The sequence below is a fragment of the Leifsonia shinshuensis genome (genome assembly GCF_022606355.1).
Lineage (GTDB): Bacteria > Actinomycetota > Actinomycetes > Actinomycetales > Microbacteriaceae > Leifsonia > Leifsonia shinshuensis_B.
Genome location: NZ_JAHHZQ010000001.1, coordinates 317,293 through 337,682 on the forward strand (window position 1 = coordinate 317,293; position 20,390 = coordinate 337,682).

Genomic DNA, 20,390 nt, shown 5'->3' on the forward strand with positions numbered 1-20,390 from the left:
GCCTCCCCGCCTCCCCACCGATCGCATCGAAAGAGGACCCGTGCGCAGAATCACCGCACTCGGAAGATCGTCCGCCGCCCTTCTCGCCGTCGGCATCGCCGCCGTCGCGCTCACCGGATGCTCCTCCAACCCGAACGCCGACTGCAGCACCGCCCTGACGAGCGGCCAGGCATCGAACCTGGTGAGCGCGACCGGCAAGATCGGTGAGCAGCCGAAGATCGGGCTCCCGACGCCGATCGACTCGTCGACCTCCGAGCGCACGGTGATCACCGCGGGCTCCGGCGCGACGGTGCACTCGGGTCAGCTGGTGGAGCTCGGTTACACGCAGTACGACGGCCAGAGCGGCCAGGTCGGCGGCAGCGGGTACGGCAACAGCGCTGTCGTGCTCGCGCTCGACACCTCCGGAAGCGGCGTCACGGGTGCGATCGCCCGCGGACTCCAGTGCACGACCGTCGGTTCCCGTGTCTCGGTCGTGGTCTCGCCGAAGGACAACGGTTCGGACGCGTCCGGTGCCGGCACCACGCAGATCTTCGTCTTCGACGTGATCGATGCGTCGCTCTCCGCGGCCAACGGTGCGGTCCGGCCGTCCGTGTCGGGCTTCCCGACCGTCGTCCTCGCACCGACCGGCCAGCCCGGCATCACCATCCCGTCGTCCGGCGGGGCGCCCACCACGGTGCGCAGCGAGGTTCTGAAGGCCGGCGACGGGGCCACGGTGAAGAAGGACAGCATCCTCACGCTGCAGTACACGGCCGTCGGCTGGGCGTCGAAGTCGGTGACCACGAAGAGCTGGAGCAACGGCGGCCCCGGCCTCGTCAACATGTCGACGGGCCAGCTGCAGATCCAGAACAACGACCAGGTGACGGCGCTCCCACAGTCGATGCTGAAGGAGCTCGTGGGCCAGAAGGTCGGCTCGCAGCTCGTGATCGAGACGCCCAAGGACAGCGCGATGGACGCGCAGGCCTGGGTGGTCGACATCCTCGGCGTGCGCTGATCCTTGCTCCTGGTCGTCGCCCGCCGGGCGACGACCAGGCGACTAGGATGGACGGGTGCCCCGATCCTCGTCTTCGCCGTCGCGCGTCCCGGTCGAGGAGCGTCTCTTCAGCCTCGTGCTGGCGCTGCTCGCGACCGAGAACGGCCTGACCAAGAGCGAGATCCTCTCGACGGTGCAGGGCTATCGTCAGCGGTACGAGGTCCACGGTGACAACAGCAGCCTCGAGCGGCAGTTCGAGCGCGACAAGGACGACATCCGCGAGCTCGGCGTTCCGCTGGAGACCGTGGAGTCGCCCGAGGCGGCCGGCAACAACCAGCTGCTGCGCTATCGCATCCCGAAGGGCGCGTACGACCTCCCGCAGGACGTCGTCTTCTCGCCGGAGGAGATCACGCTCCTCGGCCTCGCCGCGACCGTGTGGCGCGAGGGATCGCTGTCTGGCGAGTCCCGGCGGGCACTGATGAAGCTGCGCTCGCTGGGCGTGGAGGCCGACGACCCGGTGGTCGGGTACGCGCCCCGGCTGCGGGCGCGGGAGAGCGCGTTCGACCCGCTGAGCCAGGCTCTGGAGCGGCACGCGATCGTCCAGTTCCCTTACCTGAAACCGGGGGAGAGCGCGTCGCGGGTGCGCACGGTCGCGCCGCTCGCGCTCGTGCAGCACCAGGGGCGGTGGCACCTGCAAGGCATCGACCAGGAGGCCGGAGGATCCCGCACCTTCCTGCTCTCGCGCATGGTCGGGCCTGTCAAGGTCACCACGCGCACGTTCCAGCCGGAGGGGACCGACTTCGCCGAGCGCGCACTCGATGATCTCGAGCGGATCTGGACGGCGAACGTCGCGGAGATCGAGGTCACCGCCGGCACCGACGCCGCCACCCGGCTGCGCAAGCGCTACGGCGACGCCGTGCCGTCGGCCCACGACGGCGAGGCCTTCCCGCTCACCGTGAACTTCTCCGACATCAACATCCTCGCCGACCAGCTCGCGGCCTTCGGCCCGGAGGTGCTGGTGCTCTCGCCGGCCGAGCTGCGCGAGAAGGTCCTCGAGCGCCTCCTGATCGTGGCGCGCGCGCACGAAGACGCACACGACGACCAGGACGGGGGTTCCGATGGCTGAGCGCAGGCGCCCGATGCAGGCGCAGGACAAGCTGGCCTTCCTCCTCGCTCTCGTGCCGTACCTGATGGACCGCGACCGGGTGAGCGTCGCGGAGGCGGCCGAGCACTTCGCCGTCGACGAGGAGAGCATGCGCGACGCGGTGCGGCTGATCGCGGTCTCGGGCATCCCGGGCGAGACCAACGCGTACCAGCCGGGCGACCTCTTCGACATCTCCTGGGACGACTTCGAGGAGAACGACCGGATCGTGCTCACCCATCAGGTGGCCATCGACGATTCCCCGCGGTTCTCCGCCAGAGAGGCGGCGGCGCTGATCGCCGGCCTCCAGTATCTGACCGCGCTGCCCGAGAACGCCGACCGCGACGTGATCGGATCGCTGATGGCCAAGCTGGCGCGCGGGGCCTCCGCGGCGCCGAGTCAGGTGGCGGTGGCGCGATCGGAGTCGGACGAGGCGCTGGCGACGATCCGCGACGCCGTCATCGCCGGCACCCAGCTGGAGTTCGACTACCTCAACTCGCGCGGGGAGCGGGAGCGGCGCCGCGTGGACCCGTTGCGCGTCGAGTCGGCCGACCAGGACTGGTACCTGCGCGGCTGGGACCATCTGCGCACCGCGATCAGGACGTTCCGGCTCGACCGCATCGACGGTCTGGTGACGACCGACGACCCCATCACCTATCGCCCCGGCGACCTCCGGCTCCCGGAGACGCTGTTCGAGGGGACGCCGGAGGACCAGCTCGTCACCATCGAGGTGTCGGCATCGGCGATCCCGCTCATCGAGGACTACATCCCCGAGGGGGCGACCCGCGACGAGCACGACGGGCGGGTGCGCACCAGCGTGCGCGTGGCGCACTTCCACGGTCTCAAACGACTGGTGGCGGGTCTGTCCGGCGTGCTCACGGTGCTCGACCCTCCCGAGGCGCGCACCATCGTGGCCGAGTGGGCGCGTGCGGGCGCCGACCGCTACCGCTAGGCTCCCAGCATGCCGTGGTGGTCGTGGGTGGTCATCTGGACCGTGCTCGTGCTCGGTCTGCTCGGCATGCTCGCGTACTTCGGCTGGTCGCTGTTCCGCAAGGTGATGGCCGCTGCGCGGGAAGCCGGCGCGTTGATGGAGAAGGCGGAGATCCTCAGCGAACGCTCGGCTGACATGCGGTACACTGAGTTTCACAGCGCGGTCTTCGACGACCCGGATGACCTCCGCGCTCAACGTGAGCAAGCAGTCGCCGACCGCCGTGTCGCACGGCAAGCTCGCAGAGATCAGCGAGTCCGGCGCGGTAAAATACTTGTCACAGCGGATCCGTTCCGCTACTCCTCTTTAGGCAAAAGGACGTAAATCATGCTCGGCGGCCTCACCGGATGGCACCTGCTCATCATTCTCGCGGTCATCCTCCTCCTCTTCGGCGCGCCGAAGCTGCCCGCTCTCGCTCGGAGCATCGGCCAGTCGATGCGCATCTTCAAGGGCGAGGTCGACGAGATGAAGAAGGACGGCAAGGACGGAAAGGACGGCAGCGTCGACGACGCCGCTACGCCCGCCTCCTCCGACACGACCGATTCCAAGCCGAAGCAGTAACCGCGTGGCCTCCGCCAAGCGAGGCAAGAACCGCGAAGGCCGGATGTCGCTGGCCGAGCACTTCATCGAGCTTCGCAAACGTCTGTTCCGTGCCGCACTCGGCCTCCTGGTCGGCGCGATCGCCGGTTGGCTCCTCGCCGATCCCGTGATGACCGCGCTCCGTGGTCCCATCACCGAGATCGCCAAGCAGCAGGGCCGCGAGGCGATGCTCAACTACGGCACCATCACCGGGGCGTTCGACCTCAAGATGCAGGTGGCCATCACCATCGGTGTGATCATCTCCAGCCCCATCTGGCTCTGGCAGGTCTGGGCGTTCTTCGTGCCTGCGCTCACGCGCAAAGAGCTCAAGTACGCGTTCGGATTCTTCTTCACCGCGGTGCCGCTCTTCATCGCTGGTGGTGTGGCCGGCTGGCTGCTCGTGCCGCACATGGTCGGCCTGCTCACCAGTTTCGCCCCGGAGCAGGACTCGGCGATCATCGACGCCAAGACCTACATCGACTTCGTGACCAAGCTGGTGATCGCCGTGGGCGTCGCGTTCGTGCTGCCGGTCTTCCTGGTGCTGCTCAACTTCGTGGGCGTGCTCAGCGCGAAGTCGATCATCGGCTCCTGGCGCTGGGCGATCATCCTGATCGCACTGTTCACGGCGATCGCGACGCCCGCGGCCGACGTGCTCTCGATGTTCCTGCTCGCGGTGCCGATGGTGGTGCTCTACTTCGCCGCCTACGGTGTGTCGTGGCTGCACGACCGCCGCGCGACGAAGGCCGCGATGCGGCTGGAGGCCGAGCTCGCGGCATAGGCTGGTCGCGTGACCGACCAGCAGCAGCTCTCTCCGGCCGAACGTTTCGCCGCCTCTCGACAGCGCGCGAAGCAGCCGCTCCTCGAGACGTTCCGTGCCGGGCTGCGTTTCGATCTCGACCCGTTCCAGCGCGAGGCGTGCGCGAGCCTCGAGAACGGTCGCAGCGTGCTGGTCGCGGCGCCGACCGGTGCGGGCAAGACCATCGTGGCCGAGTTCGCGGTCTTCCTGGCCATGCGCGAGGCGAACTCGAAGGTGTTCTACACGACGCCGATGAAGGCGCTGAGCAACCAGAAGTTCCAGGAGTTCGTTCAGGCCTACGGCGCGGAGTCCGTCGGGCTGCTCACCGGCGACACCAACATCAACTCCCACGCCAGGATCGTCGTGATGACGACAGAGGTGTTGCGCAACATGCTCTACGCCGACTCCGATCTGCTGACCGACCTGGCTTACGTGGTGATGGACGAGGTGCACTACCTGGCCGACCGGTTCCGCGGCGCCGTCTGGGAGGAGGTCATCATCCACCTGCCTCCCGCGGTGCGCATGGTGTCCCTCAGCGCGACGGTGTCCAACGCGGAGGAGTTCGGCGACTGGCTGCAGGCGGTTCGCGGAGACACCGACGTCGTCGTCTCGGAGGAGCGCCCCGTCCCGCTGGAGCAGCACATCCTCATGCGCTCCAAGCTCATCGACCTCTTCGACTCGTCAGGGCTCGCAGCCACCAACCGCGTGAACCCCGAGCTCGTGCAGATGGCACGCTACGGCGGCCGCGTGCTGAGCAGCCGCCAGACGCGGGATGTTGGCCGCTACCACTCCCGTGGCGGGCGACCGGACACGTTCCGGATGAATCGCGCCGATGTCGTGCGACTGCTCGGCGAGCACAACCTGCTGCCCGCGATCTTCTTCATCTTCAGCCGCAACGGGTGCGACGCGGCGGTCCGACAGACGCTCCGGGAGGGCATCCGGCTCACCGAGGCGCGCGAGCGCGACGAGATCCGGGCGATCGTCGAGGAGCGTTGCCGGACCCTCCTCGACGAGGACCTGGCGGTGCTCGGCTACTGGGAGTGGCTGGAGGGCCTCGAGCGCGGCGTCGCGGCCCACCACGCCGGACTGCTCCCGGCCTTCAAAGAGGTCGTGGAAGAGCTGTTCCGGCGCAAGCTGGTGAAGGTCGTGTTCGCGACCGAGACGCTTGCTCTCGGCATCAATATGCCCGCCCGCACGGTGGTGCTCGAGAAGCTCGAGAAGTTCAACGGCGAGTCGCGGGTGCCGATCTCGCCGGGGGAGTACACGCAGCTCACCGGTCGCGCGGGCCGGCGCGGCATCGACGTCGAAGGCCACTCGGTCATCCAATGGGAGGACGGGCTCGACCCGCAGTCGGTGGCGTCGCTCGCCTCCCGCCGCAGCTATCCGCTGAACTCGAGCTTCCGCCCCACGTACAACATGGCCGTCAACCTCGTCGACCAGTTCGGTCGCCGGCGCACGCGCGAGATCCTGGAGTCGTCGTTCGCCCAGTTCCAGGCCGACCGCGCGGTGGTCGACCTTGCGCGCAAAGTCAAGCAGCAGGAGGAGTCGCTCGCCGGCTACGAGAAGGCGATGCACTGCGATCTGGGCGACTTCCGCGAGTACTCCCGCATCCGTCGCGAGCTCAGTGACCTGGAGAAGAAGGGACAGCGCGCCGAGAACGCCTCCCGGTCCGATCGTGACAAGCGGCAGCGTCAGCTGGCCGCACTCCGCAAGGGGCTGCGCGAGCACCCCTGTCACCGCTGTCCCGATCGCGAGCAGCACGCACGCTGGTCGGAGCGCTGGTGGAAGCTCAAGCGCGACACGGACCGCCTGAGCGCGCAGATCCAGTCCCGCACGGGCGCGGTCGCGAAGGTCTTCGACCGGGTGTCCGATGTGCTCCTCGAACTGGGCTACCTCGCGGACGACGACGGCGAGACGAGCCTGACCGTGCACGGTCGTACGCTCAAGCGGATCTACGGTGAGCGCGATCTCCTGGTCGCCGAGTGCCTCCGCCGCGGCGTGTGGAAGGAGCTCGACGCGCCGAGTCTCGCCGCGATGGCCTGCGCTCTCGTGTTCGAGCCGCGGCGCGACGAGGGACTGGCCCACGACCGCAACCTGCCGCGCGGCGCCTTCAGGCCGGCATTGGACCGCACCACCGACCTGTGGGCGCGACTCGACGACCTCGAACGCGAGAACCGGCTGCCAGGAAGCGACCCGGTCTCCACGGCCCTCGCGCTGGCGATGTACCAGTGGGCACGCGGGGCGGCCCTCGACGTGGTGCTCCGCGAGGCCGACATGGCCGCGGGCGACTTCGTACGCTGGGCCAAGCAGACCATCGATCTGCTGGATCAGCTCTCCCTGGTCGCGCAGGGGAACGTGGGCCGCACCGCCCGTCAGGCTCTCGAGTCCATCCGCCGGGGGATCGTCGCCTACTCGGCCGTGGCGTGAGCGATCGCGACGGTCAGCCTGAGCGGAGCACAGAGCGCGATGCCTTAGGCTCTCCCTTCGTGACCCGATCGCTGCGCGCCCCGCTGCCGCGTGCTCCGTTGCCGCTGTGGCTCGCGGTGCTGGTGGCCCTCGCGGCGGGGCCGGTGCTGGACGCCGGCTTCCCCGACCGCGACTGGTGGCCGCTCACCTTCGTCGGCATCGGGATGGTGCTGATCGCCCAGCGCGGTCGGAGGGCCGGCTCGGCATTCCTGGTCGGCTGGCTGGCCGGCGAGTCGTTCTACCTCGTCCACGTGTCGTGGACGGCCCTCTACCTCGGGCCGGTCCCGTGGGTCGCGCTGGCGACCCTGGAAGCGCTGTTCTGGGGTGTGGGAGGCATCCTGATCACGCTCGCGTATCGCTGGGTGCCACGAGCCTGGCCCGGGATCGCCGGTCGGCTGGGGCTCGTGCCGGTGATCGTCGGAGGCCTGTGGGTCCTGCGGGAGTATGTCACGGGGAACTGGCCGTACGGCGGATTCTCCTGGGGGAGGGTCGCCGAGTCGCAGTCGGAGAGCCCGTTCGCTCCGTTGACGGCGTGGCTCGGCATCTCCGGAGTGAGCTTCGTGATGGTGTGGCTGGTCGCTCTGGTCATCGAGACGGTCTTCGCGGCCGATGTGCGGCCGTCCGTGCGGGCCGTGCTGGCGGCCGGCGCGATCGCCCTCGTCCTCGCCGTGCCCTCCTGGCCGGCCACCACGCACGGCACGACCAGGATCGCCGCGGTGCAGGGCAACGGGCCGGCCGGCTTCTTCGACCCGAACAACCAGCCGTACGCGGTGCTGAACGCGCAAGTCGACGCGACCCGGACGATCCCGACGAGCCAGGTGACCGGTGACCGGCGTGTCGACATGGTTGTGTGGCCGGAGGGGTCGGTCCTGCCCGATCCGACTCGCGATCCCGCGAGCGCAGCAGCCCTCGATGCGCTCGCCCGCAGATTCGACGCACCGTTCATCGTCGGCACGATCACCTACCGCGACGGCAAATACTACAACACGTCGCTGCAGTGGGAGGCCGGCAAGGGCGCTGTCGACTACTACGACAAGAAGCACCCGGTGCCGTTCGGCGAGTACGTGCCCGACCGCGCATTCTGGCGGCCGTTCGCGCCGTCTCTGATCGACCTCATCGATCGCGACTACACGCCGGGCACCCGCGACAACGTCTTCGACGTGGGCGGCGTGCGAGCGGGGATCTCGATCTGCTTCGACATCGTCGACGACCAGTTGCTCACCGACATGATGCAGGGCGGCGCGCAGGTGATCCTGGCTCAGACCAACAACGCCGACTTCGGAGAGACCGACGAGAATCAGCAGCAGCTCGCGATCGCGCGGTTGCGGGCGATCGAGTCGGGCAGGGCGCTGGTCAACATCTCCACCGTCGGGAGCAGTCAGATCATCGCCCCAGACGGCCATACCATCAGCGAGATCCCGCCGTTCGAGCCTGGCCACATGGTGGCGGATGTGCCACTGGGAACGACGACGACGCCGGCCACCCTGCTCAGCCGGGGTATCGAGTACCTCGTCGCCGGTCTCGGGCTCTTCGGACTGATCGTCGCCTGGTCGGCCCGGCGACGACCGGATCCGCGCATCCATCGCGCCCTGTGACAGCGAAGGCCCCTCCTGCTGCGAGAGCGGGAGGGGCCGAGTCGGGAAGCGACAGCCGTGTCAGGCGGTGTGCTTGTGCTCGCTCGTGCCGCGGCGGGCGCGCAGAAACTGCAGGCGCTCCTCCAGCAGCTCTTCGAGCTCGGCGCGGGTGCGCCGCTCCAGGAGCATGTCCCAGTGGCTGCGCGGCGCCTTGACGTCCGAGTGGTCGATCTCGACGGGCTTGTCGTCGATCAGCAAGTGGGCCTCGTGGCCGCAGTGCTTGCACTCCCAGGCATCGGGAGCTTCGGCCTCGGCTGCGAAGACCATTTCGGTCTCCTTGCCGCAGCTCGGGCACAGGTAGGTGTAACGGGAACGCGGAGAGTAGACGACGCCTTCTTCGCTTTGTAAGCTTTGAGCGCCAAGTCTCATTCCGCGCAAACTGCGATCTGCCATCGTGTGGTCTCCTCTTCGCGCGAATCCTCACTTTTATAAACCAGCAAGCTGGGGATTATCTTTCCGCGGAGCCCCTCACTCTCAGTGGGCTCACAGCGTCGGGACAGACAAGCGCTTCAGTTTCGACTACTGACCAGGCTTTTCAGTAGATCGCAACGATTGGTGACGATTCCGTCGACACCGAGATCGAGCAGCCGGGTCATCGTGGGGACGTCGTCGACCGTCCAGACGTGGAGCTCAGCGCCCGCCTGGTGCACGGCGCGGACCGTCCGCGGAGTGACCAGCCGCAACGGCCCGCGTCGCTCGGGTATCTGGACGGCGGCGAACGGGCGGAGCGCCCGCGCTGTCAGGCTCCGGACGCCGAGTTTCGCGCCGACGAGCGCCGGAAGGAACTCGGAGACCGACGGCGAGACGGCGACGCCAGAGAGTGCCGCCGCCGCCGCGGCCCGCCGCGCGGCCGAGAAGCTCGTGAGCAGCACCCGGTCGGTGGCCCGCGCCGCGAGGATCGCAGCCGCGGTCGGTGCCGCGGCCCGTTCGTCCTTGATGTCGATGTTGAAGCGGGCCTCGGGGAACGCGTCGAGCGCTTCCGCCAGGGACGGCAGGCTCTGGCCGTGCCCGAGGGGGATGCGCCGCAGCTCGGGCATCGTGAGCTGCTCGACGCGGACGCTGCGGCCCGCGACGCGGCTGAGGTCGGGGTCGTGGCTGATCACGGCGACACCGTCGGCGGAGCAGTGGACGTCCGTCTCCACGTGCGTGGCACCCGCGCTGAGCGCCTTCAGGAAGGCGAGCAGCGTGTTCTCGGGCGCCTCCGTCGCGAGGCCGCGGTGCGCGATGATGCGCGGCCGCGGCCCGTCGAGGAACGTCACGCCGGGGGAGCGGCCTGTGTCGAGGCCGGCACGACGCCCGGCGCGTCAGGAGATGCCACAGGCGCGCCCTTCGGCCCGAACGCCTGGCCGATGCCCTTCAGCGCCTCCGTGAGCTCGCTCGGGATGACCCAGAGCTTGTTCGCGGAGCCCTCTGCGAGCTTCGGCAGGGTCTGCAGGTACTGGTAGGCGAGCAGCAGATTGTCGGGGTTGCCCTCGTGGATCGCGCCGAAGACCGTGGTGATCGCCTTCGCCTCGCCCTCGGCGCGGAGCACAGCGGCCTTCGCGTCGCCCTCCGCCTTGAGGATCGCCGCCTGGCGCAGCCCCTCCGCGTTGAGGATCTCGGACTGCTTCGTGCCCTCGGCCGTCAGGATCAGCGCGCGACGGTCTCGCTCCGCGCGCATCTGCTTCTCCATCGAGTCCTGGATGGACACGGGCGGGTCGATCGCCTTCAGCTCGACGCGCGATACTCGGATGCCCCACTTGCCGGTGGCCTCATCGAGCACCAGCCGCAGCTGGCCGTTGATGTTGTCACGGCTGGTCAGCGCTGCCTCGAGGTTGAGGCCGCCGACCACGTTGCGGAGCGTGGTGGTGGTGAGCTGCTCGACGGCGCCGAGGTAGTTCGCGATCTCATACGTCGCGGCACGCGCGTCGGTCACCTGGAAGTACACGACCGTGTCGATCGAGACGACCAGGTTGTCCTCGGTGATCACCGGCTGAGGCGGGAAGGAGACGACCTGTTCGCGCAGGTCGATGAGCGGGCGCACCTTGTCGATGAAGGGGACGACCACGTTCAGTCCCGGGGTGAGCGTCTTGTGATAGCGGCCGAGCCGCTCCACCACCCCGGCCCGTGCCTGCGGGATGATCCGGATGGCACGGAACAGCGTGACCAGCACGAAGATCGCGATCACCAGGATGATGATCGAGACCACGATGGTCACGACGAGCTGGGTGACATCGGTCACGGGATGCTCCTCTCGGTGAGGCCGTCGGCTCCCGCCGACACAGGTGATGGGGCGACGACGGCTGTCGCGCCCTCGATGCTCAGGACGATGACGTGCTCGCCGGGCACGAGCTCGACGGGACCGCCGGATGCGGTGGAGAGGCGCGCCGTCCAGGTCTCCCCGACGGCGAGCTTGACCAGCCCGGCGGTGCGCGAGACGGTCGAGACCACGACGCCCGACATCCCGATCAGGGCGTCGACGTTGCTCTTGGTCGGATCGCCTCCGCGCTTCAGCCTGTGCAGCAGCGGCGGGCGGATGAAGAAGAGCAGCACGACGGAGAGCGCCGCGGCGATCACGAGCTGGAGCCACCAGGGTGCGCCGAAGAGCCCCGAGATCAAGCCGCCGAGACTGCCGACCGCGATCATCAGGAAGACGAAGTCGAGCGTCAGCATCTCGATGATGACGAAGACGAGGATGAGGACCAACCAGGCGATCCAGGCGAACGATGTGATGTCCATCAGCGGCCCCCTCCCAGCATTCGCTATGTCACTAACTTAATACGAAGCTAGCATCCCCGGGGTCGGCTGCAGGGAACCCACTTGGTAGTCTCAGAAAGCCGTGTCGTCCAACGCTCTAGGAGTATCCGTGTCCAACCCGTCCGCGTCCGTCAGCCCCCTCGAGCCCGGCAGCCTCAGCGGCAAGCGCGCGCTCGTCACCGGATCGTCGCGCGGGATCGGCGCAGACACGGTGCAGTACCTCGCCGACGCCGGTGCCGCCGTCGCGATCAACTACCGCAACAAGGAGGCGCGTGCCGTCAAACTGGCCGACGCCATCCGTGGGAACGGCGGAACGGCCATCACCGTCGGCGCCGACCTGACCGATTCCGCATCGGTCGCCGCCCTGTTCCAAGCGGTCGCCGACGCGTGGGGCGGCCTCGACATCCTCGTCCTCAACGCCTCGGGAGGCATGGAGTCCGGCATGGCGGAGGACTACGCGATGCAGCTCAACCGCGACGCCCAGGTGAACGTGCTGAACGCAGCGCTGCCGCTGATGGGACCGGGCTCCCGGGTCGTGTTCGTCACCAGCCACCAGGCGCACTTCATCCGCAGCACTCCCACGATGCCGGAGTACGAGGCGGTCGCTCTGAGCAAGCGGGCCGGCGAGGACGCACTGCGCGCCGTGCTCCCCGCCCTGACCGAGAAGGGCATCGAGTTCGTGGTCGTCTCCGGCGACATGATCGAGGGGACGATCACCGCGACGCTGCTCAACCGGCTGAACCCCGGCGCCATCGATGCCCGCAAGGAGGCCGCGGGCCGGCTCTACAACGTCGGTGAGTTCGCCGCAGAGGTCGCGGCGGCCGTCGTCGACCCGGTCCCCGCCGACCACACCCGCCTGGTCGGTGACGTGTCGAGCTTCGCCCCGGTCTCCGAATGAAGCCTTCCGATATCGAGCTCCTGACCGGGGTGTCGCGCCCCACCGTGCACCCCGGCGGCGCCCGCGCCGTCGTCTCGGTGACGCACCCGTCGCTCGGCGCTGACGCCGTCGTCGGGCAGTTGTGGAACATCCCGCTCTCCGGTCACGCCGCACCGCGGCGGCTCACGCGCGGGTTCCGCGACACGGCGCCGCGCTTCTCGCCCGACGGACGGCTGATCGCCTTCTTGCGCGCGGCTCCGAAGGCGCCGCCGCAGCTGCACGTGGTGGACGCCGCGGGCGGCGAGCCCGTCGCGGTCACCGACCGCACGCTCGGCGTGACGGAGTTCGCCTGGGCGCCCGACGGCCGATCGCTGGCGTTCGTCAGCCGTGAACCGGAGCAGGGGCGCTACGGAACCGTCGACGGCATCGATGCGAACGCCGAGCGTCCGCGACGCATCGACACGGTGAAATATCAGCAGAACGGGCTCGGCTACATCACCGACCGTCGTGCTCATGTCTATGTGGTTCCGGTGCCCGATGTCTGGGCCGAGCCCGCGGCCTCACCCGTGGCGGAGCCGGACGGCTCCGTGCCGCCCGCGCCGGCTGTGGCCACGCCGCGCGCGCTGACCTCGGGGGACTGGGACGACACGACCATCGCGTTCTCGCCGGACGGCGGCACGCTGGCGTTCGTCTCGGCCCGTCACGAGAGCCGCGATCACGATCTGCGCTCGAGCGTGTTCCTGATGCCCCTCGACGGCAGCGGCGACCCCGTCGATGCGACGGGGGAGCACGGCAGCCTCTCGATCGTCGCCGTCGCCTACGGGCTCAACGGCGTCCTGTACTTCAGTGCCCAGGACGTCGGGGAGAGCGGACGGGACTTCGTCGCCAGGAACACGGCGCTCTATGCGATCGACCGCCCCGGCTCCGCGCCTCGGCGCCTGACCGACCCGGAGACGGTGGACCTGACCGAGTCGGAGATCGTCGCCTACCGCGACGACAGCGTGCTCGTGACCGACCGCACCCGTGGTGCGCTGGTGCTCACGGAGGTCCACGCCGACGGATCCGCTCGACGTCTCACCGACGGAGCGACCGTCGTCAACGCGGTCGGCACCGCCGGTGACACGATCGTCGCGAGCCTCGCGACCGCCGCGACGGCGGGCGATGTGGCGGTCATCGACGCCGGCGGACCGCGCACCCTCACCGACTTCTCGCGCGAGCTGCGCGCGGCCGGGATCATCGCGCCGCGCGAGCTCACGGTGGCCGGGCGCGACGGCTATCCCATCCACGGCTGGGTCGTGCCCCCGGAGGGCGCCGGGCCGCATCCGGTGCTCCTCAGCATCCACGGCGGCCCGTTCGCCGCCTACACGGCGGCGCTGTTCGACGAAGCCCAGGTGTATGCGGCGGCCGGATATGCGGTCGTGATGTGCAACCCGCGCGGTTCGGCCGGCTACGGACAGGAGCACGGCCGCAGCATCCGGCAGCGGATGGGCACGGTCGACCTCGCCGACGTGCTCGACTTCCTCGACGCGGCGTGCGCCGAGGTCCCCGGCCTCGACGCGGAGCGCGTGGGCGTCATGGGCGGCTCGTACGGCGGATACCTCACCGCGTGGACCATCGCGCACGATCACCGGTTCGCGGCCGCCATCGTGGAGCGCGGGTTCCTCGATCCTGCCGCGTTCATGGGCACCAGCGACATCGGCAGCTTCTTCAGCGACGAGTACACGGGGACCGACGCGGCGCAGATCGCGGCGCAGAGCCCGCAGGCCGTCGTGGACGGCGTCTCGACGCCGACGCTCGTGGTGCACTCCGCCAACGACCTGCGGTGCCCGCTCGGCCAGGCGGAGCGGTACTACGCCGCCCTGAAACGCAACGGGGTGGAGGCCGAGCTCGTGATCTTCCCGGGAGAAGACCACGAACTCAGCCGCAGCGGTCGTCCGCGGCACCGTCGCGAGCGGTTCGAGATCATCCTCGACTGGTGGCAGCGCCACCTCCCGGTGCGCGGCGGTGGTCGTTAGGCGGCTGCCGCTGCTGCGGTGGTCGCCTTGAGCGCGTCGCGGCCGAAGGTGAAGGCGCGGACGATTCCGATGATCCCCAGGACGATCAGGGCGATCGCTGCGAAGAGGATCAGGAAGACCGCCGACGACGCCGGCAGGAACAGCACCACGAGGCCGGCGATTATGCTGAGGATGCCGTAGGCGATCGCCCAGCCGGAGGACGCGGCCCGGCCCGATTCGACGAGCGCCATCACGCCCTCGATGATCCAGCCGACCCCGATGAACGCCAGCGCGAAGATGACGAGGACGGTCGCCGCCGTCGACACGTTCTTGAGCGCGACGACGCCGGCGATCACGAGCAGGATGCCCAGGATGATGTTGAGGGTGCGGATGCCGCCGCCGATCCCGCGGGCGAAGATCCCGACGCCCAGGCGCATGATCCCGGCGATGACGAAGTAGATGCCGAGGAAGACGGCCAGCACGGCGATCGTCTTCGCCGGCCAGAAGAGCAGGACGACGCCGAGGATGACGGCGACGGCGCCGCTGATCCCGAGCACGGCCCGGATTCCATTGATGGCCGAGCGCGTCATCTCCGATGCGTCGAGAGAGAGATCGTGGACGGCGGACTGCAGTGGATCGGTGGAGGACATCGCGCACACCCTTTCGGAGTCTGCGGCCACGGCAGTGCCCGGGCCGTGAAGCCGACGATACTGACAATCCGCTGTGAACGTCAGATCCTCTTCGGCGATTCGGCGGTCGCGCGGGAGAGGCGCGGCGTCGGACGCACCTGCTTAGATCGACGTGGAGACCGACGGGACGGAGCACACGAATGACCACGGCCACCACCGAGAGCACCTCGTCCGAAGGACGGTCGTCCGACAGCGCGGCGGCCGACGCCCATGATGTCATCCGGGTCCGCGGAGCGCGCGAGAACAACCTCAAAGACGTCAGCGTCGACCTCCCCAAGCGTCGCCTGACCGTGTTCACGGGGGTGTCCGGCTCGGGAAAGAGCTCGCTGGTCTTCGGCACGATCGCCGCCGAGTCGCAGCGTCTCATCAACGAGACCTACAGCGCCTTCGTCCAGGGGTTCATGCCGTCGCTGGCTCGACCGGACGTCGACGTCCTCGAGGGCCTCACCACGGCCATCCTGGTCGACCAGGAGCGCATGGGGGCCAACGCGCGATCGACGGTCGGCACCGTCACCGATGCCAACGCCATGCTCCGCATCCTGTTCAGCCGGCTCGGGCAGCCGCACATCGGCTCGCCGCAGGCGTTCTCGTTCAACATCCCGACGGTGCGCGGCACCGGCGCGATCACCATCGAGGGCAAGGAGGACTCGACCGTCCGCCGGACCTTCGAGCAGACGGGCGGCATGTGCCCCCGCTGCGAGGGCATGGGCACGGCGTCCGAGATCGACCTCACCCAGCTGTACGACGAGACGAGATCGCTGAGCGGCGGAGCCATCACCGTGCCGGGCTATACGGCGGACGGCTGGTCCGTCCGCATGTTCAGCGAGTCGGGCTTCTTCGATCCGGACAAGCCGATCCGCGACTATTCGCAGACCGAGCTCCACGACTTCCTCTACAAGGAGCCGTTGAAAGTCAAGATCAACGGCATCAACCTCACCTACGAGGGACTCGTCCCTCGGGTGCAGAAGTCGATGCTCTCGAAGGACGTGGATGCGATGCAGCCGCACATCCGGGCGTTCGTGGAGCGCGCGGTGACGTTCGCACCGTGCCCCGAGTGCCACGGCACGCGACTCAACGCGGGCGCCCGGTCGTCGCTGATCGGCGGCGTCAGCATCGCGGACGTGTGCGCGATGCAGCTCAGCGACCTCGCCGAGTGGGTGCGCCGACTCGACGAGCCGACCGTCGCCCCGTTGCTCGCGAACCTCCAGGGCACCCTCGACTCCTTCGTCGACATCGGCCTCGGCTACCTCTCGCTCGACCGGCCCTCCGGCACACTGTCGGGCGGCGAGGCGCAGCGCACCAAGATGATCCGGCACCTCGGGTCGTCGCTCACCGACATCACCTACGTCTTCGACGAGCCGTCGGTGGGCCTGCACCCGCACGACATGCAGCGGATGAACGGACTGCTCGCCCGGCTGCGCGACAAGGGCAACACGGTGCTCGTGGTCGAGCACAAGCCGGAGATGATCGCGATCGCCGACCACGTCGTCGATCTCGGGCCGCGGGCCGGCTCCGGCGGGGGAGAGATCGTCTACGAAGGGACGATCGACGGGTTGCGGGGGAGCGGCACGCTCACCGGCCGGCACCTCGACGACCGCGCGTCGGTGAAAGCGTCGGTTCGCGACCGGACCGGCGTGCTGGAGGTCCGCGGCGCCACCGAGCACAACCTCCGGGACGTCGACGTGGACATCCCGCTCGGCGTACTGGTGGTGGTCACCGGAGTCGCCGGGTCGGGCAAGAGCTCGCTCATCCACGGCTCGGTCGGCACGCGCGAAGGCGTCGTCTCCATCGACCAGACGGCGATCCGAGGTTCGCGGCGCAGCAACCCGGCGACCTACACCGGGCTGCTCGAGCCCATCCGTAAGGCGTTCGCCAAGGCGAACGGCGTGAAGCCGGCGCTCTTCAGCGCGAACTCGGAGGGCGCGTGCTCGAACTGCAACGGCGCCGGCGTCATCTACACCGATCTGGGTGTGATGGCGGGCGTCTCCACCGTCTGCGAAGTGTGCGAGGGCAAGCGCTTCGACGCCTCCGTGCTGGAGTACCGATTCGGTGGGCTGGACATCAGCGAGGTGCTCGCGCTTTCGGCCGACGACGCCGAGTCGTTCTTCTCGGCCGGTGAGGGCCGTCTTCCTGCTGCGCACGCCATCCTGCAGCGCCTGACCGACGTCGGACTGGGCTATCTGACCATCGGTCAGCCGTTGACGACCCTCTCCGGCGGTGAGCGGCAGCGTCTCAAACTCGCGACTCACATGGCAGAGAAGGGTGGCGTCTACGTGCTCGACGAGCCGACGACAGGCCTGCACCTGGCCGACGTCGAGCAGCTCCTGGGCCTCCTGGACCGCCTGGTCGACTCGGGCAAGTCGGTGATCGTGATCGAACACCATCAGGCCGTCATGGCGCACGCCGACTGGATCATCGACCTCGGCCCGGGCGCCGGCCACGACGGTGGCCGCATCGTCTTCGAGGGCACGCCGGCGGACCTCGTTTCGGCACGTTCGACGCTGACCGGCGAGCACCTGGCGGAGTACGTCGGGGCGTGACGTGCGTCAGCCGGCGACAGCGCTCCCGGTGAGCTCGTGCCGCGAGTACGTGTAGACGAAGCAGTAGTACGACCGGTCCCCGGCCGACCAGAGCGCCGGCGTGTCGGCGTAGCGCAGGTCGACTTGGACGTCCTCGTTCCAGACTCCGACCCACGCCCAGTCGAGATGCTGCTCGCAGAGGTCGCCGACCTGCTCGTCGAGCGCGGTCTTGCCCGGGAACGCCGCACCGGCGGCCTGGGGGAGTGTGCCCTTCGACAGCAGCTGGGCGATGTGCGGCGACGCGCAGTCGATCACGGGATAGGCGGCCTCCGACTTGGAGGTGTAGGTCTGCAGGCAGTCGCCGGCCGCGAGGGTGCCGAGCGGCCGCGAGGGGACCGTCGCCGACGGGGCCGGGCTCGGGGTCGGACGTGCGGGGAGACCGAGGGGTGTGGGGGCGGGGTCGAGCTGCGGACGCGCGGCACCGGCCGGCGGTGACGACGTCGCCGGGCCGGCATGTCCGGCGGGGAGGCCGAGGGCGAAGGCCGCTGCGCCGGCCGCGACGACCAGCACTGCGGCCGTGACGGACACGAGGACCAGCCACCCGCGCCGCGACAGGCCGTCGGATGGTGCCTTCTGGGCCTGACTGTCTCGCACCGGCTCATCCTACGTGCGTGTCCCTCTCGGAACCTGGCCGCCGAGACGCTAGCGGTACTCGGCGACGACCTCGATCTCTCCCACGATGTGGGCGTTGAGGTCGGACAGTTCCTCGGCGGGGATCCAGTACTCCAGGATGCTCTGGCCGCCGACCTGGTGGACTTCGTACCGGTCGAGGAACTCGCGGCGAACCTCGAACCGCGTGACGAATCCGACACCGCTGGCCTTCACGTTCCAGTCACGCGCGATCATCGTCGCGTACTCCTCGTTGAGCACCGGATAGAAGATCGGCTGGTCGGGCAACCGTGGCGGCCACTCCCTCCAGCCCGACGCCTCGACGAGGGCGAGTTCTTCCGGTCCGGTGGGGCGCCAGAGCGTGAGGGTCTCCATGGCCACATCCTGACAGGTCGCCGGGCAGCGCCGAGCCGCTCGGCGTGGCGTGGCTACGCTGGTCGTGTGCTCGAACCCGCCCGCCACGAATCCGCACGCCACGAATCCGCACGCCACGAAGAGTCCCTCCGGATCCAGGTCGGCGGTCTCACCCGCGCCGAGCTGAGGACCGCTTTGCGCGCGGGTGGCGTCCTCCTGAACACGCACGCCGAGACGCTGCTCGATCATCCCGTGTTCGATCTGCGGGATCCTGAGGAGGTTCGAATCGTCGAGCGAGGCGTCGCCGACCTCGGTCTCGTGGACGGCGCGACGTTGCCCGAGGTCTATGCCGGCGCTCATGCCCGGGGCCTCTCACTGTGCCCGCCCGACGCCGGCCCGTACCTCCGTCTCGCGTGGACGTCCCAGGCGGACGCGCCGGACACGGTGCTCTCGGCCGGGAGGTCGCCCGCCGGGGCGCTCAAGGTGGCCTCGGCGCAGTTGAGCACCGACGTGGAGTACCCCAAGGGCTTCTACGTGCGTGTCGTCGTCGGCCGGCTGTGGCTGCGCGGTTATCGCTGCGACGACGAGTACCTGTACGAGCCAGGGGATCGGTTCGCGTTCCGGGTCGGATGAACCCCGAGGGCGGTCACGCCTCCGGAGGCCGCTGGGCGTGCTGCGCCGAGTAGAGCGGCGAGAACACGACGATGAGCGCCGCGACCGCGAAGATCGCGGCGCCGACTCCGATGGTGAGCCGATAACCCAGGGTCGTCGCGAGCAGCCCCGCGAGGAGGGCGCCGAAGAAGAAGACGACACGGTTGACCGTTCGGATGGTCGAGTTCATCCGCCCCTGGATCCCGTCCGGCGCGACGGACTGCCGATATCCGGTGTCGTTCGGATCCTCGATGCCCATGGCGAGGCCGTAGACGAACTGCGCCGCGGCGATGACGGTCACGAGGATGATTCCGTGTCCGGTCGCGGTCACGGGTGTGAGGGCGAGTACCAGCCAGGGCATGACGGCCAGCGCCCGGGCGAGGAAGATCGCATGGCCGGCGCCCAGCCGCGCGCCCAGCCGGGGTGCGACCAACGCTCCCAGGAACCCGCCGACGCCGCCGAAGGCGAGCGCGACACCGTACTCCCACGGCCGGAGTTCGAGCTGCCGCAGCACGAACACGGCGAACACGGTCGTGACGATGCTGTTGCCGAGGAACCACGTGTGGATCGAGAGCGCCAGCGGCCGCAGGGTGCGATGGCGGTATGTGTACCGCATCCCTTCGGCGATGTCGTGGCCGATATGACGTCCCGGCGCGCGAGGAGCGGGAGCGGGTTCGTCGACCTTGATCCGCGACTGGAGCACAGTAGAGACGGCCGTGAGCGCCGCGTCGAAGGCGAACAGCAGCGGTGTCCCGAGAACGCTCAGGAGGACGCCGCCGAGCGCCGGCCCGGCGGTTCCGGCGACCGTCTCGCTCTGTCCGAGGCGGGCGTTGGCCATCACGAGCGATTCGCGGGGAACGATCCGGGGGAGGAGCGGCTGGGCGGCCGAGTCCGCGAACAGGACGAGGATGCCGAGAGCGAGCGTGACGACGGCGACTGACCAGAAGCTGAGCGTGCCCGTGAGGATCAGGACGGGGACGGCGGCGAGCGCGATCGCCCGCCCGATGCTGGTGAGCACGAGGGTGCGCTGGCGACGCCGACGGTCCATGAGGGCACCGATGATGAGGCCGAGGAAGAGGTACGGGACGACGCTGAGCGCGCTCAGGATGCTGATCTGAAACGTTGTCGCATGCAGCACCGAGACGACGAGGACGTTGAAGGCGACGCCGGAGATCGCCGTTCCGAGGGCACGGAGGCTGCCGGCGCTCCAGAACAGTGCGAACGCCGGCTGGCGCAGGACCTCTCGCGGGCGAGCGGAGCGGACGGCCGCAGCCTCCCCGTCGTCGTCCACGCGGCCAGCCTAGCGAACGGCCGCGCGGCGACTAGG

The 20,390-nt window shown here is 69.2% G+C and carries 20 protein-coding genes; 12 read left to right on the top strand and 8 right to left on the bottom strand.

What is annotated here, in order from left to right:
* Positions 1–40 precede the first annotated feature (40 nt).
* The 8 genes from KNO15_RS01625 to lnt are packed head-to-tail and all read left to right on the top strand — an operon-like array spanning position 41 to position 8,535.
* Positions 41–991, top strand: coding sequence for a peptidylprolyl isomerase (locus KNO15_RS01625; RefSeq protein ID WP_241701615.1), 951 nt, complete (start codon positions 41–43; stop codon positions 989–991).
* A gap of 55 nt (positions 992–1,046) precedes the next feature.
* The gene (locus tag KNO15_RS01630; protein ID WP_241701617.1) at positions 1,047–2,096 is read left to right on the top strand and encodes a helix-turn-helix transcriptional regulator; all 1,050 of its coding nucleotides are present in this window, start codon (positions 1,047–1,049) and stop codon (positions 2,094–2,096) included.
* Entirely contained in the window at positions 2,089–3,063 is a 975-nt protein-coding gene (locus tag KNO15_RS01635) for a helix-turn-helix transcriptional regulator (RefSeq protein ID WP_241701618.1), read from the top strand. Before KNO15_RS01630 ends, KNO15_RS01635 begins: the two co-directional genes overlap by 8 nt.
* A 9-nt stretch (positions 3,064–3,072) precedes the next feature.
* Complete coding sequence (locus KNO15_RS01640; protein ID WP_241701620.1) at positions 3,073–3,423, top strand: hypothetical protein; 351 nt, start codon at positions 3,073–3,075, stop codon at positions 3,421–3,423.
* 3 nt (positions 3,424–3,426) lie between these two features.
* Positions 3,427–3,660 (top strand): Sec-independent protein translocase subunit TatA, encoded by a 234-nt coding sequence (tatA, locus tag KNO15_RS01645; RefSeq protein WP_241701622.1) that lies wholly within the window; start codon positions 3,427–3,429, stop codon positions 3,658–3,660.
* A 43-nt stretch (positions 3,661–3,703) separates the two neighbouring features.
* Positions 3,704–4,456 (top strand): twin-arginine translocase subunit TatC, encoded by a 753-nt coding sequence (gene tatC, locus KNO15_RS01650; protein ID WP_242599172.1) that lies wholly within the window; start codon positions 3,704–3,706, stop codon positions 4,454–4,456.
* 9 nt (positions 4,457–4,465) lie between these two features.
* A complete protein-coding gene (locus KNO15_RS01655) occupies positions 4,466–6,901 on the top strand; it encodes a DEAD/DEAH box helicase (RefSeq protein ID WP_241701625.1) in 2,436 nt (811 codons plus the stop codon).
* Between the two features lie 59 nt (positions 6,902–6,960).
* Positions 6,961–8,535: an apolipoprotein N-acyltransferase gene (gene lnt, locus KNO15_RS01660; protein ID WP_241701627.1), complete on the top strand. Its 1,575-nt coding sequence runs from the start codon at positions 6,961–6,963 to the stop codon at positions 8,533–8,535.
* Positions 8,536–8,595: 60 nt separating this feature from the next.
* Here the strand turns inward: lnt and KNO15_RS01665 are convergent, their stop codons facing one another.
* The 4 genes from KNO15_RS01665 to KNO15_RS01680 all read right to left on the bottom strand — a co-directional run bounded on the left by KNO15_RS01665 (position 8,596) and on the right by KNO15_RS01680 (position 11,292).
* Entirely contained in the window at positions 8,596–8,967 is a 372-nt protein-coding gene (locus KNO15_RS01665; RefSeq protein ID WP_241701628.1) for an RNA polymerase-binding protein RbpA, read from the bottom strand.
* Between the two features lie 116 nt (positions 8,968–9,083).
* Entirely contained in the window at positions 9,084–9,833 is a 750-nt protein-coding gene (locus tag KNO15_RS23245) for a glycerophosphodiester phosphodiesterase family protein (RefSeq protein WP_241701629.1), read from the bottom strand.
* On the bottom strand, positions 9,830–10,795 hold the full coding sequence (locus KNO15_RS01675) for an SPFH domain-containing protein (RefSeq protein WP_241701630.1): 966 nt from the start codon (positions 10,793–10,795) through the stop codon (positions 9,830–9,832). The genes KNO15_RS23245 and KNO15_RS01675 overlap by 4 nt, the downstream gene beginning before the upstream one ends.
* Positions 10,792–11,292, bottom strand: coding sequence for an NfeD family protein (locus KNO15_RS01680; protein WP_241701632.1), 501 nt, complete (start codon positions 11,290–11,292; stop codon positions 10,792–10,794). The genes KNO15_RS01675 and KNO15_RS01680 overlap by 4 nt, the downstream gene beginning before the upstream one ends.
* Before the next feature lie 127 nt (positions 11,293–11,419).
* On the opposite strand from KNO15_RS01680, the gene KNO15_RS01685 reads away from it, so the two are divergent.
* The gene (locus KNO15_RS01685; RefSeq protein ID WP_241701634.1) at positions 11,420–12,208 is read left to right on the top strand and encodes an SDR family oxidoreductase; all 789 of its coding nucleotides are present in this window, start codon (positions 11,420–11,422) and stop codon (positions 12,206–12,208) included.
* Complete coding sequence (locus tag KNO15_RS01690) at positions 12,205–14,202, top strand: S9 family peptidase (RefSeq protein ID WP_241701635.1); 1,998 nt, start codon at positions 12,205–12,207, stop codon at positions 14,200–14,202. Before KNO15_RS01685 ends, KNO15_RS01690 begins: the two co-directional genes overlap by 4 nt.
* Here the strand turns inward: KNO15_RS01690 and KNO15_RS01695 are convergent.
* Positions 14,199–14,831: an HdeD family acid-resistance protein gene (locus KNO15_RS01695; protein ID WP_241701636.1), complete on the bottom strand. Its 633-nt coding sequence runs from the start codon at positions 14,829–14,831 to the stop codon at positions 14,199–14,201. The genes KNO15_RS01690 and KNO15_RS01695 overlap by 4 nt on opposite strands.
* A gap of 179 nt (positions 14,832–15,010) precedes the next feature.
* Here KNO15_RS01695 and KNO15_RS01700 point away from each other — a divergent pair, with 179 nt between their 5' ends.
* Positions 15,011–17,410, top strand: coding sequence for an ATP-binding cassette domain-containing protein (locus tag KNO15_RS01700; RefSeq protein WP_241701638.1), 2,400 nt, complete (start codon positions 15,011–15,013; stop codon positions 17,408–17,410).
* Between the two features lie 6 nt (positions 17,411–17,416).
* Here the strand turns inward: KNO15_RS01700 and KNO15_RS23250 are convergent, their stop codons facing one another.
* Together KNO15_RS23250 and KNO15_RS01710 are read right to left on the bottom strand one after the other, a co-directional pair.
* Positions 17,417–18,043 (bottom strand): septum formation family protein, encoded by a 627-nt coding sequence (locus KNO15_RS23250; RefSeq protein WP_241701639.1) that lies wholly within the window; start codon positions 18,041–18,043, stop codon positions 17,417–17,419.
* 48 nt (positions 18,044–18,091) lie between these two features.
* Entirely contained in the window at positions 18,092–18,433 is a 342-nt protein-coding gene (locus KNO15_RS01710) for a hypothetical protein (protein ID WP_241701640.1), read from the bottom strand.
* Between the two features lie 66 nt (positions 18,434–18,499).
* Here KNO15_RS01710 and KNO15_RS01715 point away from each other — a divergent pair, with 66 nt between their 5' ends.
* Positions 18,500–19,045: a hypothetical protein gene (locus tag KNO15_RS01715; protein ID WP_241701641.1), complete on the top strand. Its 546-nt coding sequence runs from the start codon at positions 18,500–18,502 to the stop codon at positions 19,043–19,045.
* Positions 19,046–19,058: 13 nt separating this feature from the next.
* Here KNO15_RS01715 and KNO15_RS01720 read toward each other — a convergent pair whose 3' ends face one another.
* Entirely contained in the window at positions 19,059–20,354 is a 1,296-nt protein-coding gene (locus KNO15_RS01720; protein WP_241701642.1) for an MFS transporter, read from the bottom strand.
* Positions 20,355–20,390: the final 36 nt, after the last annotated feature.

What these genes read in the sequence shown, in the direction of transcription:
- KNO15_RS01635 (WP_241701618.1), top strand. Translation starts at nt 2,089, where the DNA reads ATGGCTGAGCGCAGGCGCCCGATGCAGGCGCAGGACAAGCTGGCCTTC.
- KNO15_RS01640 (WP_241701620.1), top strand. Translation starts at nt 3,073, where the DNA reads ATGCCGTGGTGGTCGTGGGTGGTCATCTGGACCGTGCTCGTGCTCGGT.
- tatA (WP_241701622.1), top strand. Translation starts at nt 3,427, where the DNA reads ATGCTCGGCGGCCTCACCGGATGGCACCTGCTCATCATTCTCGCGGTC.
- tatC (WP_242599172.1), top strand. Translation starts at nt 3,704, where the DNA reads ATGTCGCTGGCCGAGCACTTCATCGAGCTTCGCAAACGTCTGTTCCGT.
- KNO15_RS01665 (WP_241701628.1), bottom strand. Translation starts at nt 8,967, where the DNA reads ATGGCAGATCGCAGTTTGCGCGGAATGAGACTTGGCGCTCAAAGCTTA.
- KNO15_RS01680 (WP_241701632.1), bottom strand. Translation starts at nt 11,292, where the DNA reads ATGGACATCACATCGTTCGCCTGGATCGCCTGGTTGGTCCTCATCCTC.
- KNO15_RS01690 (WP_241701635.1), top strand. Translation starts at nt 12,205, where the DNA reads ATGAAGCCTTCCGATATCGAGCTCCTGACCGGGGTGTCGCGCCCCACC.
- KNO15_RS01695 (WP_241701636.1), bottom strand. Translation starts at nt 14,831, where the DNA reads ATGTCCTCCACCGATCCACTGCAGTCCGCCGTCCACGATCTCTCTCTC.
- KNO15_RS01700 (WP_241701638.1), top strand. Translation starts at nt 15,011, where the DNA reads ATGACCACGGCCACCACCGAGAGCACCTCGTCCGAAGGACGGTCGTCC.
- KNO15_RS01710 (WP_241701640.1), bottom strand. Translation starts at nt 18,433, where the DNA reads ATGGAGACCCTCACGCTCTGGCGCCCCACCGGACCGGAAGAACTCGCC.